Below are 16,735 nucleotides of genomic sequence, written 5' to 3' on the forward strand. Positions count from 1 at the left end.
TTGTAAAAATATTGCTCTCTCATCTTTGGACCAAATAATCTGTATTTTAAAAGACCAAATTAGATGCGCTTACCCTGCCTTGCAGGTACTTTTTTGTTACCAAGGAATCCAGAATTTTATCGAGATTGGGATGAGCAAAAAAAGTAGCTATTTGCTCTTTAGTTAATAGCTTGCCATCTGGGTTATGCCCAAATTATTTATTTCACCTTTTCAATATAAAACTCTTGATAAACTCAATTTGGTCTAAACTGCACTCGCCTCGCAAACCCAGTTCGCAAGAATGAATAGAATTGCCACCGCGATCGTCAATTACCCGCCTACCCTTTACTGGTAAACTAACTGAGCGCCGGGATTGATTTCGCTACTTAAGAGGCATTCCTTTTCCAGATTCAAGAAACGAGTGGCGGATTCAAACGCTAACCTCATGCCGCCTCTTCCTGAGAATAAGTCAGTAAAACGGATTTTTTTCAGAGCCATTAAGCCGGCGGTAAAAAATCATATTTTGTACTATTTTTTAATGGAGGCAGAGCCTCTAGATATTCATTACCAGGCAGAGCCTGGTAACGAGAAAGTGTCAATTCGTAGGGTGCGTTACACTGCGTTAACGCACCGCCAGCCTCATGCACCATTTGATCTAACTAAAAGATTTACCTGGATATGTTAGCTCGCGCTGTCAGTTGGCACGTTGAAAGAAGGCGCCGATCGTTTGAGCTAATTGTGCGAATAGAATGCAGATTTGTTAGCTGAGTATTGACTTCAACTGTTTGAATTTTTCCGGCTGAGACTGCCTTCCCGGACAGTGTATTTCCCTGAATTTTACCAGTGAAGCACGCAAAGTCCGATCGCGGCGCGTAGATTGCACCAACGACGCGATCGTTCTGGCGTTGAAACACGATATAGTTTTGAAGAACTTGGTTGGGCTGTGGCGAATCTCCGTAGAGGTAAATACCATCTGGCAAAGAAGCAACATTAGTCTTAGATGGATTTTGTTGTGCTTGAAGCGGTTGTTGCTGAATGCCAACACCAATTAGTGTCAGAGGACAAATAAAGGCTGTTGCCAGTAGTTTCCATTTCCTTTTAATAGATGCAGGTAAAATCATTACTGCTTCTCCTTGCTGCGTCATCTAACATCTTAAAACAGTCTTATCTAGTTAATATCTCACTCAGGTTATAATTTCCCTCTGCTAAAATCTGCCGATTGGTATAGATTTTGAACTTTAAAGCTTGCGCTTGTTTAGCACCGAAAATTTTATTTTCCATTGTCCTCCAAGTGCCTGAGCTGATTTTGATAAAATTAGAGCGAGGATAGTTTCTAATCCCACCCAATAAAACACCGATTTCCTCACTTCAAATGGAGGCAGAGCCTCTAGATATTCATTACCAGGCACAGCCTGGTAACGAGAAAAAAACATCTTCAAAACTCTTGTGTAAGAGGCCCGAAAGCCTGTTCATGAAAATGGTGATCTTCGGTCAGTTCGATCGCACTTTTCCCTATTTCTTGCTACTAATCCATTCCTTAAGATCATTGATCGTAAAAACTGTTTCAAAGTCCAATCCAACAGAACGATAAAACTCCGCACCACCTTGCTCTCTGTCAATTAGCGACAACACGCGATCGACTTTATAACCCGCACCGCGCAACCGTTCCACCGCCTGCATCGCCGACTTACCCGTCGTCACCACATCCTCCAAAACCGCCACATTCGTGCCCCCTGGCAACAGCGGCCCCTCAATGTACGCCATTGTCCCGTGTCCCTTCGTCTCCTTTCTGACAATTAGCGCCGGAATCGATCGACCTTCCAGAGCCGAAACCACACTCACCGCAGTTACAATCGGGTCAGCACCCAAAGTCAAACCGCCCACAGCTTGCACATCCGACGACAGCATCGACAACAACAAACGTCCCGTTGCCAAAGCACCTTCAGCGTGCAGCGTCACCGGTTTGCAGTTAATGTAATAAGAACTTTTATGCCCCGAAGACAGCACAAAATCGCCTTCGCGATAGGCAAACTCGCACAACAAACCCAGAAGTCGATCGCGCAACACTTTTAAATCCGCAGCATTCATAACTCACACCGTGTAAAAAACACAAATAATCCGCCGATAATCAGTTTATAGTGGAATCGGAATTAATTAAGGAGGCCCAAATATATGAGTCAAAAGTTAAAAAGCCTGAGCGGCGCGTTGATTCTCGCTGTCGCCTCTGCCGCAATGGCATCCGTCAAACCAGCTCAAGCACAAACAGAGCGATTTCACCCAATTGCCGACGACTTCAACCGACAATTTTTTCAAGCTTCAGGAGACTTTTACCACAACGTCAGCTTGCAAGGCTACTTGGGCGACTATTTAGGCATCGGTTCCCCCAGCGGCGTCGTTGCCTTTCCCGAAAAAGAAATGGAGCGGGATGCGAGTCGGGTCAACGGCTTCTACCGACGAGTAATGCAGCGCCAAGTTTCCAGCGACCCGATTCTCCGCGTCCCAGATGCCGTCAATCCCTTCGATGCCTCAATCATGGCACTGCCTCCAGCTTGCCAGCTAGCACCTCAACCCAGCGGCTGTTTCGCTACTCCCGCCGGACTCCAAGATCAGTTTACACTTCCAACACAGCAGCAAGATTCACCGACTGATCCAGGGCCCGTTAGAGGACTTTATCAAGTATCGCCGGCCCGCAAAAATTAATCGATCGACAGTTGCGAGTTTTGAGCCAAGGCGGGTTTACTCTCATCTCGGATTTGTATGAGAGAGAAAGCCTCAACCCGCCCCAAAAACTCATGTTTTGGCAATCGTTTCGGTAAAGGCGCAACTGACTTTTTTTTAACTATCGCGGTTATTTTACAGTAATAGATATTATCCAATATTTATGAAACCATACTGCCGTCAGGCATGATTGTTCTTTTCAAAATAGCTTCGCCCAGATTAGCTCCCGCCAATTTCGCTCCCCTGAGATTTGCCCCGGTCAAATTAGCCCCTCTCAAATCAGCTTTGCCGAGATTTGCCCACCGTAAATCGGCAGCGCTCAACTGGGCAAAACAGAGATTTGCCCGGAAAAGATATGCTCCAGTGAAGTGAGCTTCCACGAGGTTAGCTTTAGAGAAATTAGCTGCATAGCACTGTGCTTCAATGAATTCAGCTTGAGTGAGATTTGCTTGACTGAGATTAGCACAGTTAAGGTTCGCGCCGATCGCCTTAACTTGAAACATCACCGCACCGATTAAATTCGCATCACCGAAATCGGTTTGTTGGAGAGTAGCAGCGGTGAGGTCAGCCCCAATTAAATTAGCACTGCTCAAATCAGCTCCCCTCATGTCTGCCGCTCGGAGGTTAGTTCCAGTTAAATTAGCTTTAATTAAATTAGTTTCGAGCATTTGCGCTCCGGCAAGATTTGCTAAACTAAAATTAGATTCGGCGAGGTTTGCCGCAATTAATTTAGCCTTAAACAAATCTGTTTTAAAAAGGTTAGACCGCCAAAGATGTGCACCTCTGAGATTTGCTTCGGCGAGGTTAGCTTCGCTGAGATCGGGTTCTATATTTGGGTTGAGACTTCTCCATTCAATCCAAGTAACTGCACCTTTTTTTAACAGCGCTAAATGCTGTGTATTTGCCATAATTGCATCTCCTTTAACGGCTATTCCTTTCGACCCACAATTGCTGCATTTTCTCGACCCGTCACGTTTTCCACCGCCGCAATTGCTGCCTGGGAACCTGCTATAATGTCTCGTTCTGCGCCGCCGAGGTAAAGCCGTCCGAAACTACCGACAGCCTGAACCTCTAAGATGTTAATAGATGCGCCTTTTTCTGCTTCATTGGCCGCCAGCGCTGCATAGGCTGCCGGTTCTACTTCTAAGACGTAAAGCGTTTGTCCCGCCAGCAGCAACTGTCCGCGACGGGTGCGGTTGATTAATTGTGTTTGGTGGGGGTCAATGTTGCGAATAATTTGACTGGAAATCACTCGCGGTTTGATACCTTCTTCTCTGCGGACTCCCATGAATTCTAGAATTGCTTTGCCTGCGGCCCGCGTTTCCCCCTGCAGGCCCGAGTGTACTTCCAGAAGACCGTACAAGCGTTCGACTATCTGCACTCCCGGGCGCACGGAGGCTGATTTGAGGGCGACATCGGTAATTCGGTTAATTTCGATACCGGGCGAGATTTCTATCCACAGCGACGCATCCCCCGGCAGTGGCAAGAATCCGGCGGCGATGGTGCCGATGTATGCTGCGTGCTGTGGTTGCAAGTTGTCTAGAAATACGTAGCTGCGTAACTCTATTCCCAAAAGTTTTGATCTCCGTCGATCGAGTTCCAACACTTGTCTGTGCAATATCTGAGTTTACCTTTTTTTGTCAACACCACCTTGTCTGTTGTCGAGAGTGCCGCACTGCTTCACAACCTCGTGAGGTGTCAGACCCGCGATTTCTAGTGCCGGAGTGCCTCCGCGAGCAATCTTTAATTTTGTGCGCCTGCTAAAAATTTGATATCAATCTGTAGTTATACGTGGAACATAACAATCTTTACTGCTAGAGGTGGATTTAACTTTAAAAGGCAATCGATATAGTTTTGATAGTTAAAGATTTTAGCCAACAGAGAGCATTTGAATTATGAAACGTTCTGATTTATCCAAAGCAATCGGTGCAGGTATTATAGCTGCTGGTTTAGCCATAGCACCAGCTCATCTCCCTGCTTCAGCTCAGACAGGTACAACTGGCGGTACTACTTCCGGTACTAATAGCACTACAACCACCACCACAAGTCCTCGCTCCGATGTCTACAGTGCTGATAACGATCGCGATTTTGATTGGGGATGGTTGGGCTTGCTAGGCTTGTCTGGTTTGTTGGGTTTGATTCCCCGCAAACGCGAAGAAAATGTCCGCTATACCAGTACAACGAGTGATCGCGAGCCCGCTGTGCGTAGTGACTACCGCTAAGAATTGAGTCTTAGTGCTGTGGGCATTATGCAGGGACAGGATGTTTTAACCTGTCCGACTAGGACCAATAATCATCAAAAAACCTCCATCTGTGAGGTTTTTTTGTTTGAGATTATGCGCGATCGAACAACAATAAAATTGGTTACATCTGAGATATTTTAGCATTGTCAAGAACAGGCTTTCCGGCCTGTTCCATAACAGATGAATTTTATTGTGGGCCGTTGCTCCTCGCCAGTCAATAAAATCATTATTGAGAATGGTGCAATATTTCAGATATAACCGGACTAGAGATTATTAACTTCTTCCTTTTTTCTTCCTTTTTTCCTTCAACTTCTTAACGTCTTCGCGGTTCATTAAATAAAGGACTTTTCAGACACAAAAAGACCTTAAAAAATATTTTCGCCCGAATGATCGAGTACCTCCCAAATCGCCTGCACCAACTTGTCTGGGTCTAAAGGCTTAGCAATGTGGCGTTGGAACCCCGCAGCTAGGGCCTGCTGATAGTCAATTTCTCCAGCATAAGCCGTGAGGGCGATCGCCGGAACCAATCCCCCTTGATCAGGCGCCCGAGCCCGAACCTGTCGCATCAACATATAACCGTCGGTTTCGGGCATTCCAATATCGCTCAACAGCAAATCCGGCACAGACTGGCTTAAAACCGCCAAGGCATCGGCGGCGTTAGCAACTGCTGTAACACTTGCCCCACAATCCTCAAGCACAAAAACCACCAAATCTCGCGCATCGGCCTCATCATCTACCGCTAACACCCTGATACCGCTCAAATTGAAGGATTGATCCGGCCCAGCAGCAGCAGGACTTGTCTGAGGTTGCACGGGCATCAGGGGTATCCTGACGGTAAATGTCGCGCCTTGTCCTTCGCCTGCACTTTCCGATTTCACCGTGCCGCCGTGGAGTTCGACAAGACGGCGGACGATCGCCAATCCTAAACCCAATCCGCCAAACTTGCGCGTCATCGTACTGTCAGCTTGCCGGAAGTAGTCGAAGACATAGGGCAGAAAATCAGGTTCGATACCTTTTCCAGTATCAGTTACAGTAATTTGGGCGTTCCTGTCCACCCGAGCGAGAACGACTTCAATTTTGCCTCCCGGCGGGGTGAACTTGACGGCATTTGACAGCAAATTCCAGACTACCTGCTGAAGTCTGCCCGCATCGCCCAACACCGGGCCGAGATTTGGTGCAAATTGAGTGCTGATTTGAATCGACTTGACTTCCGCCGCCAGACGCACTGTTTCAATAGCAGCGCCGATGACCCCGGCTAAATCCACAGGTGCAACTTTCAAGCTGACCTTACCTTGCAGAATACCCGATACGTCCAGCAAATCTTCGATAAGCTGGGTTTGCAGTTTGGCGTTGCGCTCGATCGTCTCTAAGGCGTAACGCTGCTTTTCCGGTGTCAGAACGTTTGATCGCAGCAGCTTCGTCCAGCCCATAATCGGGTTTAAGGGAGTCCGCAATTCGTGGGACAAAACAGCCAAAAATTCGTCTTTGACGCGGTTAGCCTGTTCTGCTTCTTCCCGCGCTGCCTTTTCCCGCGCTAGAAGGCGTTCCCGTTCCGCTTCTGCAACTTTTCGATCAGTAATGTCAGTGTTGGTGCCACACCAGCGCAGTACGTTGCCTTGATCGTCGCGAATCGCCACGGCGCGGGAGAGAAACCAGCGGTACGATCCGTCTTTGCCGCGCAAGGGGAAAGTATCTTCCCAGAGTTCACCTGTTTCAATGCAGCGCCTAAATTTTTCCACAACGCGATCGATGTGTTCCGGGTGGTGCACCTGTTGCCAGCCCGAGCCTTGCATTTCCTCCAGGGTGGTTCCCGTGTACTCAAACCAGCGCTGGTTGTACCAGAAAATCCGCCCAGCAGGATCAGTCATCCAGGCCAACTGAGCGATGTTGTCAGCTAGAGCGCGGAACCGAGCCTCGCTTTCGTGCAGATCCTGCAGGGCTCGCGCGTGCAGGATGACCGTCCAGAGGCGAGCCACCACTTCTTGCATCAGCCAAACTTCATCGGGCCGCCAGTGCCGAACCACCTTTGATGTCACTACCAAAAGAGCCACCCAGCGCCCTTCCTGAAGGCAGGGAACATCAACTAAAGCGCAAATGCTAGCGGCCCCGTAGTTATCGACCAAATGCGTTGTATGCGGGTGATTAGCGATATCTGAGATGACAAGTGTTTGACCTGCCATAGAGAGAGCTTTCAGTTCTGGCGTCTTAAAGTCGGAGAGTTGATAGGTGCCGGCGGCGCTGGCAAGGTCGGACTGGTGCCAGTCTTGGTGGACAATTGCCCGATCGCCTTCTACATCGATTTCGTGCCAGATGCAGCGATCGACCTGTAAATATTCTCCCAGACTGTTCATGGCTTCCGACAACATTTCTGCGGGGTTGAAGCGCTGCCGCAAGCGGACTTCCAGATCAGAGAGAAACTGCTCGTTGAGTTGGGCTTGTTTGCGATCGTGAATATCGGTATTCGTGCCGATCCACTCGACAACCTGGCCCCCTGCGTCGCGAATTGGCACGGCCCGGGACAAATGCCAGCGTTCCATTTTGTCTGCTGCCCGCCGCAGGCGCAGCTCAATTTGATAAACTTCTCCGGTGATTAGACATTCTTCCCAGCGGGCCCAAGATTCTGCCAAATCCGAGGGCGGGACTAGGGATTCCCAATTGTTTTGAGCGGCTTCCTCGTAAGACATCCCCAGATATTCCAACCATTTTTGTTGATTGGTAAAGCGAATTTCCCCGGCGGAGCTTACGTTCCAAATCAGGTGGGGCAGCGACTCAGCCAGGAAGCGAAAGCGGCGGTCGCTTTCGGCTAAGCTTTCTTCTGCTCGTTTGCGATCGTCAATATCAATCCCGATCCCCGCCCATTGCACAACCTGTCCCCCCCTGTCTTTGACGGGCACAAGTCGCGCCAGATGCCAGCGGTAGGTGTTGTCAAACCTACGCACCCGACACTCAAATTCGTAGGATTCCCCTGCTTCAATCGCTTTGGTGCGCGTGGCGACAACTGCTGGCAGATCGTCAGGATGAAATAATTGCTGCACCAGTCCAGCCAGCGGAAATTGTGCTGGCCTGATGCCCGTATAGGTTTTCCAGTGTTGGTTGCAAAACTCTAACCTGCCGTCGGCGGTGTTGATCCACATTAATTCCGGGACGCCCTCGGCTAGGGTGCGGTAGAGATTTTCGCTTTGCCGCAGTGCTTCTTCTATTTGCCGGCGCTCGGTTTTGTCCTGCATAATTTTCAGGAAACCTTGTACCTCGCCGGCTGCGTCGCGCAGGGGCCTCACCAGCCCGCTGCCCCAAAAGCGGCTGCCGTCTTTGCGGACGTGCCAGCGCTCGTTTTCTGCCTTTCCCTGAGTCAGGGCGATGTGCCTTTCTGCTTCCGGCTTTCTAGCAGCAGAGTCTTCTGGGGTGAAGATGATTCGTCCGTCTTGCCCGACGATTTCAGCTTCAGTATAGCCCAGCAATCTCTGGGCGCCTGCGTTCCAACTGGTAACGTGTCCGTCGCTGTCGATGGTGAAGATGGCGTAGTCTTTGGCGCTGTCAAGAATCAACTGCAGGTGGGTTTCACGATCGCGCAGTGCTGCTTCTGCTTGTTTGCGCTTGGTAATATTGCTGGTGAAGCCGACTATTTTGGTCACTTCACCTTGCTGGTTGCGGATCAAACAGCCGCGCTCCCAAACATCGATCCAGCGCCGGTCTTCGTGCCGGACTCGGTACTCGACTTCGTAGCGCTCGGCACTTAAGACTGATTGCCCCCCGGCCTGGATGCGTGCCAAATCGGCGGGATGGATGCGTTCTCTCCACCACTCTGGTGTTGCGGGTGCATCCTCTGGGCAGACACCGACGATCGAACACAGTCCCTCGGAACGGTAAACTGAGTTTGCTGCCAAATCCCACTCAAACACCAGGCCGTCGATCGCCGTTGTAGCTAATTGGAAACGGTTGTAGCTTTCTTGCAAGGCGAGTTCGGCCATTTTGCGAGCGGTAATTTCCTGTACCACGATATGAATCCCGACAATCTCTCCGCCCCTGTCTCTGAGCGGCCACCAATTCTGGAGCCAAGTGCGAACCACAGTGGGTTGAGCCCTAGTTTTACCCGTGAGTTCAAAATTCCGGATCGGTTCTCCGGTGTCGAGAAGGTGGCCCAACAAAGGTTCGGCTGTGTCTGCCCAGTCGGGGACAATTTCGCGCAGGGTGTGGCCGATGTGCATTTCTACGGCCAAGCCGTTCATTTGGGCAAACCGCTGGTTGAGCCGCACGAACCGCAAATCTGTGTCTAAAACGGCCAAACCCACGGGAGTTGTTTGGTAGAGCGACTCTATCTCTAGAAGTTGACGGCGCACGGTTTGCTCGCTCTGTTGCAGCGCTAGTTCGGCCTTTTTGCGATCGGTAGCATCAAATAATACTCCGATAAACCGCACTGCTTCCCCTGCCGCGTCGTAGAGATAGCGCCCGAACGCGCTCAACCAGCGGATTTCTCCGTTGTCGGCCCGGATGATCCGGTATTCGGGGGAGTAGAACGATCGGGTTTGCCGAGCTGTTTCTATTTCCTGTAGGACTTGCTTTAAGTCGTCTGGATGCACGCAGTTTTCCCACACAGCCGCGCTTACTTCGCCGCCCGGTACCGGTTCGCAGCCCAAAATGCTGAAATGGGTCGCCGACCAAATTAGTCGATTTGTTCGCACGTCAAAATCCCAGGTTGCCATGCCTGAGCCTTCGATGGCAACGCTCAAACGTTCTTCGCTTTGTTTCAAGGCAATTTCAGTTTGTTTGCGATCGGTGATATCTGTGAGGGAACCCACGGCCCGCAAGGGATTGCCTGACTCGTCCCACATTGCTCGCCCTCTGGCTAAAACCCATTTGTAGCGCCCGTCGGAACAGCGAATGCGGTACTCACAGCAATAATGTGAGGTTTCTCGATTTAAGTGCTGCTGCCAATTGCTTTGCATTATCTCCAAATCATCGGGATGAATGTAGCTCAAATATTGGCTGAAGTTTTTGACTTCTTCGGGCCCGCGTTCCAAAATCTCTAAAAAGCGATCGCTCAAAACAGGGCAATTTGTTTGCAGGTTGTGATCCCAAATGCCGTCGTTGTTGCCCTGCAAGGCTAATTGCCAGCGTTCTTCGCTTTCTCGCAAAGCTTCTTTGGTTTGATTGGCGCGATCTATTTGTAGGGCGGCAACGGCAAAGTCTGCTAGGGCGATCGCGATCCGCAAGTCTTCGGCATCGAATTGCCGATCGGCCTCGTGAGATACAATCCATATTGCCCCCAGCGGTTGATTTTCTGCTTGCAGTGGCACGACTAACGCTTCGGCGATCGGCTTTTCTAGCTGCTGTAAGTCGGTGAAGTATTGTTCTGGAGCGAAGTAAAGCTGGGGAGTTTGGCGATCAAAACCTGCTCCCGACAAACGCAATTTGCGGGGTGTGTTTCTATCTTCTGCTGCTTCCCAGGCGCCCGCCAATTCCTCCCACCGAAATATTTGTTCGGAAGTTGCATTTTCTTCTAGCAAGCAGACTCCGACGCTTCCTGCGCCGCACAAATCTTTAGCGATCGCAACCAGTGTTTTGAGCAGCCTGTGGGGTGAGGTTGCCAATTGTCTAGCCAGCGTTTGCAGCGCTCGGTTTTCTGCTTTTTGATCGTGCGATCTAGGGATGCGGCGCGACAGTTCCTCGGCGATCGGAATGTCGGTTAAATTAGTTTGTGGGGTTTGCCAAGCTTCCATCAATTAGTCGTCTCTACGTCTTGCGGTCTGAGCTGGCGAGCGTAGATTATCAGCGCTCTCTTAAAGTATCTGGTATATTATATTATCTACCGACAGACAGAAGATGTGATCTATCTTGGGAATTACTTTTTAATTTTCTGGCTAGTTAATTGCCTTGGTTGTCTATGCTCTTACCGCTACAATATGCACAATTTTATTCCAGAATCGCGCTTTTTTCCCTATCTAACTTGGAGAGAAATTCAGTCTATGCTGGATAAGGAAAATACTGTGATAATTCTGCCGCTAGGTGCGATCGAACAGCACGGCCCCCATTTGCCTTTAATTGTAGATGCGGCAATTAGCGCGGCGGTGACAGGCAAAGCCCTGGCAAAGTTAGAGGCAAATATTCCCGCGTATGCTTTGCCGCCTTTGTACTACGGCAAGTCGAATGAACACTGCCATTTTCCCGGTACAATTATGCTCAGTGCTCAGACACTCTTAGCAGTAATCGGGGAAATTGCAGACAGTATTTATCAGGCTGGGTTTCGTAAATTAGTGTTAATGAATGCTCACGGCGGACAGCCGCAGGTAATGGAAATTGCGGCGCGGGACATCCATCAAAAATATCAGGATTTTTCGGTTTTTCCACTGTTTGTTTGGCGGGTTCCAAATGTGGCTGCTGAATTATTGAGTGCTAAGGAGTTGGAGTTTGGGATTCACGCTGGTGAGGCAGAAACGAGTTTGATGTTGGCAATTTTGCCCGAACAGGTGAAAATGGAACTGGCTGTTTGCGAGTACCCGCAGGGTTTACCAACAGACAGTTTGCTGAGTATGGAAGGAAATTTGCCTTTTGCTTGGCTGACGCGAGAGTTGACTGAAAGCGGTGTGTTGGGCGATGCGACGGTGGCGACGAAAGAAAAGGGATCTCGTATTCTCGAATCTCTCTCTGACGGATGGGTACAAGTTATCAAAGATGTTTACAAATTTCGACAGCCGGGAAGTAATTAAAAATTAAGAATTAAAAATAAAAAATTCTTCTAATTTGTGTCAAAATGAGTCTAAGAAATTTTTTGAGTTGGAAAACTAACGATGAGTGTAAATTCTAAATTGCAGCGCGCTTTTGAGCAAGGTCGCGCCCTGAAAATTATCAGCGGTTTAAATAATTTTGATGCCGCGAACGTTGCTGCTGTCGTCAAAGCAGCGGATCTCGGCGGTGCTTCCTTTCTCGATATTGCTGCCGATCGAGATTTGGTATTGATGGCAAAACAGTTGACAAACTTGCCAATTTGTGTATCGGCTGTGGAACCGGAAAAGTTTGTGCCTGCGGTAGAAGCTGGCGCTGATTTGATTGAAATTGGTAACTTTGATGCTTTCTACGCAGTAGGCCGCCGCTTTGAAGCTGAAGAAGTTTTGCAGTTGACTCGCGAAACTCGATCGCTATTTCCAAATATCACTCTTTCTGTAACAGTTCCCCACATTTTGGCACTCGACAAACAAGTGCAGTTAGCAATTGAATTAGTCAAAGCTGGGGCTAATATCATCCAAACCGAAGGTGGCACCAGCGCTCAACCAATTCACGCCGGCACATTGGGATTAATTGAAAAAGCAGCGCCTACTTTGGCTGCAGCCTTTGAAATTTCCCGCGCCGTATCCGTCCCCGTACTCTGCGCTTCCGGTATCTCCAGCGTCACCGCACCCCTCGCTATTGGAGCCGGTGCTGCGGGTGTTGGTGTCGGTTCTGCTGTCAGCCAACTTAATAGCGAAGTGGCGATGATTGCGGCTGTTCGCAGTTTGGTTGAAGCTTTGGCTTTGGTTTCGCGATCGCACTTGCCAGCTTCCATTTAATTAAGAAGGAAGAAGGAAGTTCGGCAACGGATTCTGTAACGGATGTAACGGATGTCAGGGAGAAGGAAGGAGGAAGAAGAAAGATTTTTCCCATCCCTCACTCTCCCCTTCTCCCATTCTTCCCCTCTTCCCCTTCCCCACTCTTCGAGTTTTCCACTCTTGCTTAATAATTGAGAAACCACACGGCATAATCATCTAATAACTGATTGTTGCGGGAGATTACATCAACTGATTCTAACTCTGCTAAAGGCAACATAAACTTTTGGCGATCGCCGACGCGCTGCACTTCCACAAATATGCCTTCTTCCTGAACCACCAAATCCTCCAACCGATTAATTATGAACCTATCAGTATAAGAAGGTTGAGTTTTTTTGAGCCGTGCATATTCTTTTTTGCTTCCCGAACCCATTGTATACTCTTCTTCCCATTCAAACTCTTCTATGCCGGTAACGTGGCAGGGAAGTTGAATATTTTGCTTGATGTACTCTAGATATTTGACGGAATTTTTTAGAGTACAATCAATATTTTTAGACCCCAAAATTTTGCTGATTTTAGTTTCAAATTGCTTGGTATTAAATGGGATATTTTTATCTAGATGCGCTAACATTTCTGGATCGAACCCCGCTCTCAATTCGGATAATTCCTCCAGCAGGCTCTGAAAGTCGTTGACCGGTTTCGGTCTTCTGCCTGCTACAATGGTTTCATCAAGCTGAACTGGAGGAAGTTCGGATTCGGAAGAAAGGGATTTGCTTTGATCTGGGCGATCGTCCACTGTAGACTTGTTAACTGTAGACTTGTTGACTTTAGGCTGATTAAGTTTAGGCTTGTTAAATTTAGGCATCGCTCGGTCTCGCTGGATCGGTTTATCAATAAAGTATATCTTGGCAGAAGTACATTCGTGTCTGATAGGAGGAAGCTGTAATGCAACTACTGAAATCACCTGATGAATCGCCAGTCTATCAAGGACAATTCGGCGAATTTACGATTACTCAAAACGATCGCACGGGAGTGTTGATTTACCGCGCGGGATTGGGGGTGGCGGCGCTGTGTTTTGCGATCGGCACTACTCTGGTGCTGCAACAGGGCGACAACCCAACTGCAATCCAAGCTGTAACGCCTGTTTTTGCTTGTTTCTGGATAGCTTTAGGCGTCAGCTTGGCAACTATTCACATTTACATGATTGCGCTGCACCGAACACTACAGGCGTTTTGGGCGATCGGTGGCGCGGCAGCATTGTTTGTCGCCCTACAAAGCAGCCAACCTCTAGCTTTAGCAGTGTACGAACATCCCGCCACTTTGTGGGGAATTGGCTTTACTTTTGCCGCCTTAAATGGCATTTATTTTAAGGAAGCATTCTGCTTTAATCGCCTAGAAACTAAGTTTTTGACTCCTGGAGTTCCTCTCTTAATTTTAGGACATATTTTCGGTTTTTTGTCAGCCGAAAATGAACAATTTTTGCTGGCTATTTGGGCGGCTTTGTTTATCATCTTTGCTGTGCGTAAGTTTTTTCAACCGATGCCGCAGGATATCGGGGATAAAAGCGTTTTTGAGTATCTGAAACACCAATAATTTGGGAATGGGGCATTGGGAATGGGGCATTGGGCATTGGGAAATTCTATCACTTTCTCAGTATTTCCCTCTTCCCCAGTCTCGCCGAATCTGCCTCCATACCCGAAAACATCTAGATCGAGTTAAAATGAGAATTCGTCTAATCCGCCGCCGAGAAATGTGGGCAGTTACCAGGGAAGGCTGGGGAATTGCTCTGATGGGATTAATAATTGCAATGCTCTTAATTCTCACAAATATCCATCCATTTTTGGCGGTTAATGCGCCGATTAAAGCAGATATATTGGTTGTCGAAGGCTGGTTGCCGGATTATGCGATCGAAAGTGCGATCGCCGAATTCAAAAAAGGCGAATACCGCCAATTAATTACCACAGGAGCTCCTTTAAGTAAAGGCTTCTATCTTGCTGAATATAAAAATTATGCTGCACTAACTGCCGCGACTTGTATTGCGCTAGGATTTGATAAAAACAAAGTAGTAGCAGTACCAGCAGCGAGTGTTGTCAAACACCGCACTGCTGCTTCTGCGATCGCACTTCGGGATTGGCTGGCTGCTTCTGCCATAAAAGTTGACTCAATTAATCTTTATTCTTTTGGCCCTCACGCCCGCAGAAGTTGGATTGTTTTCAAAGAAGTGCTGAATCCTGCGATTAAAGTCGGGATTATAGCGGCGGAACCGCAAGATTACAATTCCCAAGAATGGTGGAAATCGAGCGAAGGTTTTCGCACTGTGATCGGAGAAATTATTGCTTATATTTACGCCCGTTTCGTAGATTGGAAAACCTAGCCAGTAATTGTCAACCTTTCTCTTAATTCCCTTCGCGTTCTTAGCGCCTTCGCGGTTCGTAAAAAAATATTTATATAACAGTTTGAAATCCGTGTAAATACAGGACACGGCAGTGCCGTTTCCCTAGCCGGGCATCTGTGAAAATACAGGACACGGCAGTGCCATTTCCCTACCCAAGGAATACAGGAGACGGCAATGCCGTTTCCCTACTATTCATTCAACCAAAAATGATAAAATTATTCTCAGATAAGTTGAGGGTAACTCGTTGCTAGAAGAACGCGCTTACTGGTTAGCATGGTCGCAAATTAACGGTATCGGGCCGATTTTGTTGCAAAGATTGCACCAAAATTTCAAGAGTTTGGCAGAAGCTTGGGCGGCAAAACCAGTAGATTTAATGCGAATCGAAGGGTTGGGCAAGCAGATAATTGAAACCATTGTGCAAGAACGCACTAAACTCAATCCCGAAGAATTTATCCAGAAACATCTTATAAAAAATCCCTGTTTTTGGACGCCCGCCGATTCAGATTATCCCCGCTTATTATTGGAAATTCCCAATCCGCCACCAGTGCTGTATTATCGTGGTAATGTCGATCGCAAAGAGAATCAAGGAATTACGCCGACGGTGGCAATTGTTGGTACTCGCAGCCCTTCGGAATACGGCAGAAGGTGGACTCGCAAAATTAGTACGGCTTTGGCTAAAAGTGATTTTACTGTGGTTTCGGGATTGGCTGCAGGCATTGATACAGAGGCTCATACAGGCTGTTTGGAGGCGGGAGGAAGGACGTTTGCAGTGGTGGGGACGGGAGTAGATATTGTATATCCTAAACAAAATGAGAGGTTGTGCGATCGCATTTTGCAGCAGGGATTGGTAATTAGTGAATATCCGGCGGGTACTCAACCGAATAAAACTAATTTTCCGCGCCGAAATCGCATAATTGCTGGCTTAAGTCGCGCTACAATCGTGATAGAAGCTCCGCATAAATCTGGTGCTTTAATTACGGCTTATCAAGCGAATGATTTTTGCCGGGATGTGTATGTTTTGACGGGCAGATTGGATGATGAGCGTTCTTTTGGTTGTTTGGAGTTGCTGAGTAAAGGTGCTCATCCGATTCTGCCAAATAGCGATCGACTTTTAAGCGAAGACAGGTTGTTGGAAATGCTCGGAGCTATGCCAAAATTAGATAGAGCCGAGCAGTTATCGCTATTTCCTCCAAATCCGACGGTGGAGAAGCAAGGGCCGCCGTTGGAGCCGGAATTGGCTAAGGTGTTAAGTGCGATCGTATCTGGGCCGATTTCTTTTGATACAATTGTGGAAGCAGCCGGATTGGAAGCCGGAAGAGTTTCTAGTATACTTTTGCAGTTGGAATTATTGGGGTTAGTTTCGCAGTTACCGGGAATGCGATATCAGCGATGCTGATGTGAAAAAAAACTGGGCGGTTGAAACCGCGTCTACACAGACAAAATCCGCCTGCGCGGATTGAAGATTATTCGGCGGTTGAAACCGCCGAGTGAATATGGCCAGGGGATAAGGGATTGCTCCCCTGGCGGATTCAATGTCAAATTAATCCGAAATTAACGGCACTAATATTGTTAGCAGAAACTCCGGCCAGAGAAGCTAAAATTTCCCCTGTTTGTGCCAACCGGATTAAAGTTGAACCGCTATCTTGCACAAGGGCTAATTGCGAGAAACTCAACCCGTTACCCAATACTAACAAGTCTTTACCGACTTCAAAATCAGTAATCCTATCAGTACCGGAATTGGTAGAGAGTAGGAATTTATCTACTCCCATTCCTCCTATCAAACTATCAAGTCCCAAACCACCCGTCAGTAAATCATCTCCCTTACCTCCGTAAAGAATATCATTACCATCATCGCCGTTCAAAATGTCAGCACCACGGTTGCC

The 16,735-nt window shown here is 48.2% G+C and carries 14 protein-coding genes and 1 pseudogene; 7 read left to right on the forward strand and 8 right to left on the reverse strand.

The window, feature by feature from the left end:
- Positions 1-324: 324 nt before the first annotated feature.
- From QUA04_RS30040 to pyrE, 3 genes are all read right to left on the reverse strand, one after another.
- Positions 325-477 (reverse strand): DNA cytosine methyltransferase, encoded by a 153-nt coding sequence (locus QUA04_RS30040; RefSeq protein ID WP_445242363.1) that lies wholly within the window; start codon positions 475-477, stop codon positions 325-327.
- Positions 478-647: 170 nt separating this feature from the next.
- On the reverse strand, positions 648-1,124 hold the full coding sequence (locus tag QUA04_RS24595; protein ID WP_333261987.1) for a hypothetical protein: 477 nt from the start codon (positions 1,122-1,124) through the stop codon (positions 648-650).
- Positions 1,125-1,491: 367 nt separating this feature from the next.
- The gene (gene pyrE / locus QUA04_RS24600; protein WP_333261990.1) at positions 1,492-2,067 is read right to left on the reverse strand and encodes an orotate phosphoribosyltransferase; all 576 of its coding nucleotides are present in this window, start codon (positions 2,065-2,067) and stop codon (positions 1,492-1,494) included.
- 84 nt (positions 2,068-2,151) lie between these two features.
- On the opposite strand from pyrE, the gene QUA04_RS24605 reads away from it, so the two are divergent.
- Positions 2,152-2,679 (forward strand): hypothetical protein, encoded by a 528-nt coding sequence (locus QUA04_RS24605; RefSeq protein ID WP_333261994.1) that lies wholly within the window; start codon positions 2,152-2,154, stop codon positions 2,677-2,679.
- Positions 2,680-2,858: 179 nt separating this feature from the next.
- On the opposite strand, the gene QUA04_RS24610 is transcribed toward QUA04_RS24605, so the two are convergent.
- Together QUA04_RS24610 and QUA04_RS24615 are read right to left on the reverse strand one after the other, a co-directional pair.
- On the reverse strand, positions 2,859-3,605 hold the full coding sequence (locus tag QUA04_RS24610; RefSeq protein ID WP_333261997.1) for a pentapeptide repeat-containing protein: 747 nt from the start codon (positions 3,603-3,605) through the stop codon (positions 2,859-2,861).
- Between the two features lie 20 nt (positions 3,606-3,625).
- Positions 3,626-4,270, reverse strand: coding sequence for a hypothetical protein (locus QUA04_RS24615; RefSeq protein ID WP_333262022.1), 645 nt, complete (start codon positions 4,268-4,270; stop codon positions 3,626-3,628).
- A 322-nt stretch (positions 4,271-4,592) separates the two neighbouring features.
- Between QUA04_RS24615 and QUA04_RS24620 the strand changes: the two genes are divergently transcribed.
- On the forward strand, positions 4,593-4,919 hold the full coding sequence (locus tag QUA04_RS24620) for a WGxxGxxG family protein (protein ID WP_333261999.1): 327 nt from the start codon (positions 4,593-4,595) through the stop codon (positions 4,917-4,919).
- 386 nt (positions 4,920-5,305) lie between these two features.
- Here the strand turns inward: QUA04_RS24620 and QUA04_RS24625 are convergent, their stop codons facing one another.
- Positions 5,306-10,657, reverse strand: coding sequence for a PAS domain S-box protein (locus QUA04_RS24625; RefSeq protein ID WP_333262002.1), 5,352 nt, complete (start codon positions 10,655-10,657; stop codon positions 5,306-5,308).
- Between the two features lie 183 nt (positions 10,658-10,840).
- On the opposite strand from QUA04_RS24625, the gene QUA04_RS24630 reads away from it, so the two are divergent.
- Entirely contained in the window at positions 10,841-11,644 is an 804-nt protein-coding gene (locus QUA04_RS24630) for a creatininase family protein (RefSeq protein WP_333262005.1), read from the forward strand.
- A gap of 81 nt (positions 11,645-11,725) precedes the next feature.
- Positions 11,726-12,481, forward strand: coding sequence for a DUF561 domain-containing protein (locus QUA04_RS24635; protein WP_333262008.1), 756 nt, complete (start codon positions 11,726-11,728; stop codon positions 12,479-12,481).
- A gap of 163 nt (positions 12,482-12,644) precedes the next feature.
- Here the strand turns inward: QUA04_RS24635 and QUA04_RS24640 are convergent, their stop codons facing one another.
- Positions 12,645-13,322, reverse strand: coding sequence for a calcium-binding protein (locus tag QUA04_RS24640; RefSeq protein ID WP_333262011.1), 678 nt, complete (start codon positions 13,320-13,322; stop codon positions 12,645-12,647).
- Positions 13,323-13,402: 80 nt separating this feature from the next.
- Between QUA04_RS24640 and QUA04_RS24645 the strand changes: the two genes are divergently transcribed.
- From QUA04_RS24645 to dprA, 3 genes are all read left to right on the forward strand, one after another.
- Complete coding sequence (locus QUA04_RS24645; RefSeq protein ID WP_333262013.1) at positions 13,403-14,050, forward strand: DUF2301 domain-containing membrane protein; 648 nt, start codon at positions 13,403-13,405, stop codon at positions 14,048-14,050.
- Positions 14,051-14,177: 127 nt separating this feature from the next.
- The gene (locus QUA04_RS24650) at positions 14,178-14,831 is read left to right on the forward strand and encodes a YdcF family protein (RefSeq protein WP_333262016.1); all 654 of its coding nucleotides are present in this window, start codon (positions 14,178-14,180) and stop codon (positions 14,829-14,831) included.
- 265 nt (positions 14,832-15,096) lie between these two features.
- Positions 15,097-16,248, forward strand: a complete 1,152-nt coding sequence (dprA, locus tag QUA04_RS24655; protein ID WP_333262019.1) for a DNA-processing protein DprA — start codon at positions 15,097-15,099, stop codon at positions 16,246-16,248.
- Positions 16,249-16,387: 139 nt separating this feature from the next.
- On the opposite strand, the pseudogene QUA04_RS24660 reads toward dprA, so the two are convergent.
- Positions 16,388-16,735 (reverse strand): annotated as a pseudogene (locus tag QUA04_RS24660) (calcium-binding protein); the annotation flags it as partial.

Source organism: Microcoleus sp. S13_C5 (assembly GCF_036700845.1).
GTDB lineage: Bacteria > Cyanobacteriota > Cyanobacteriia > Cyanobacteriales > Microcoleaceae > Microcoleus.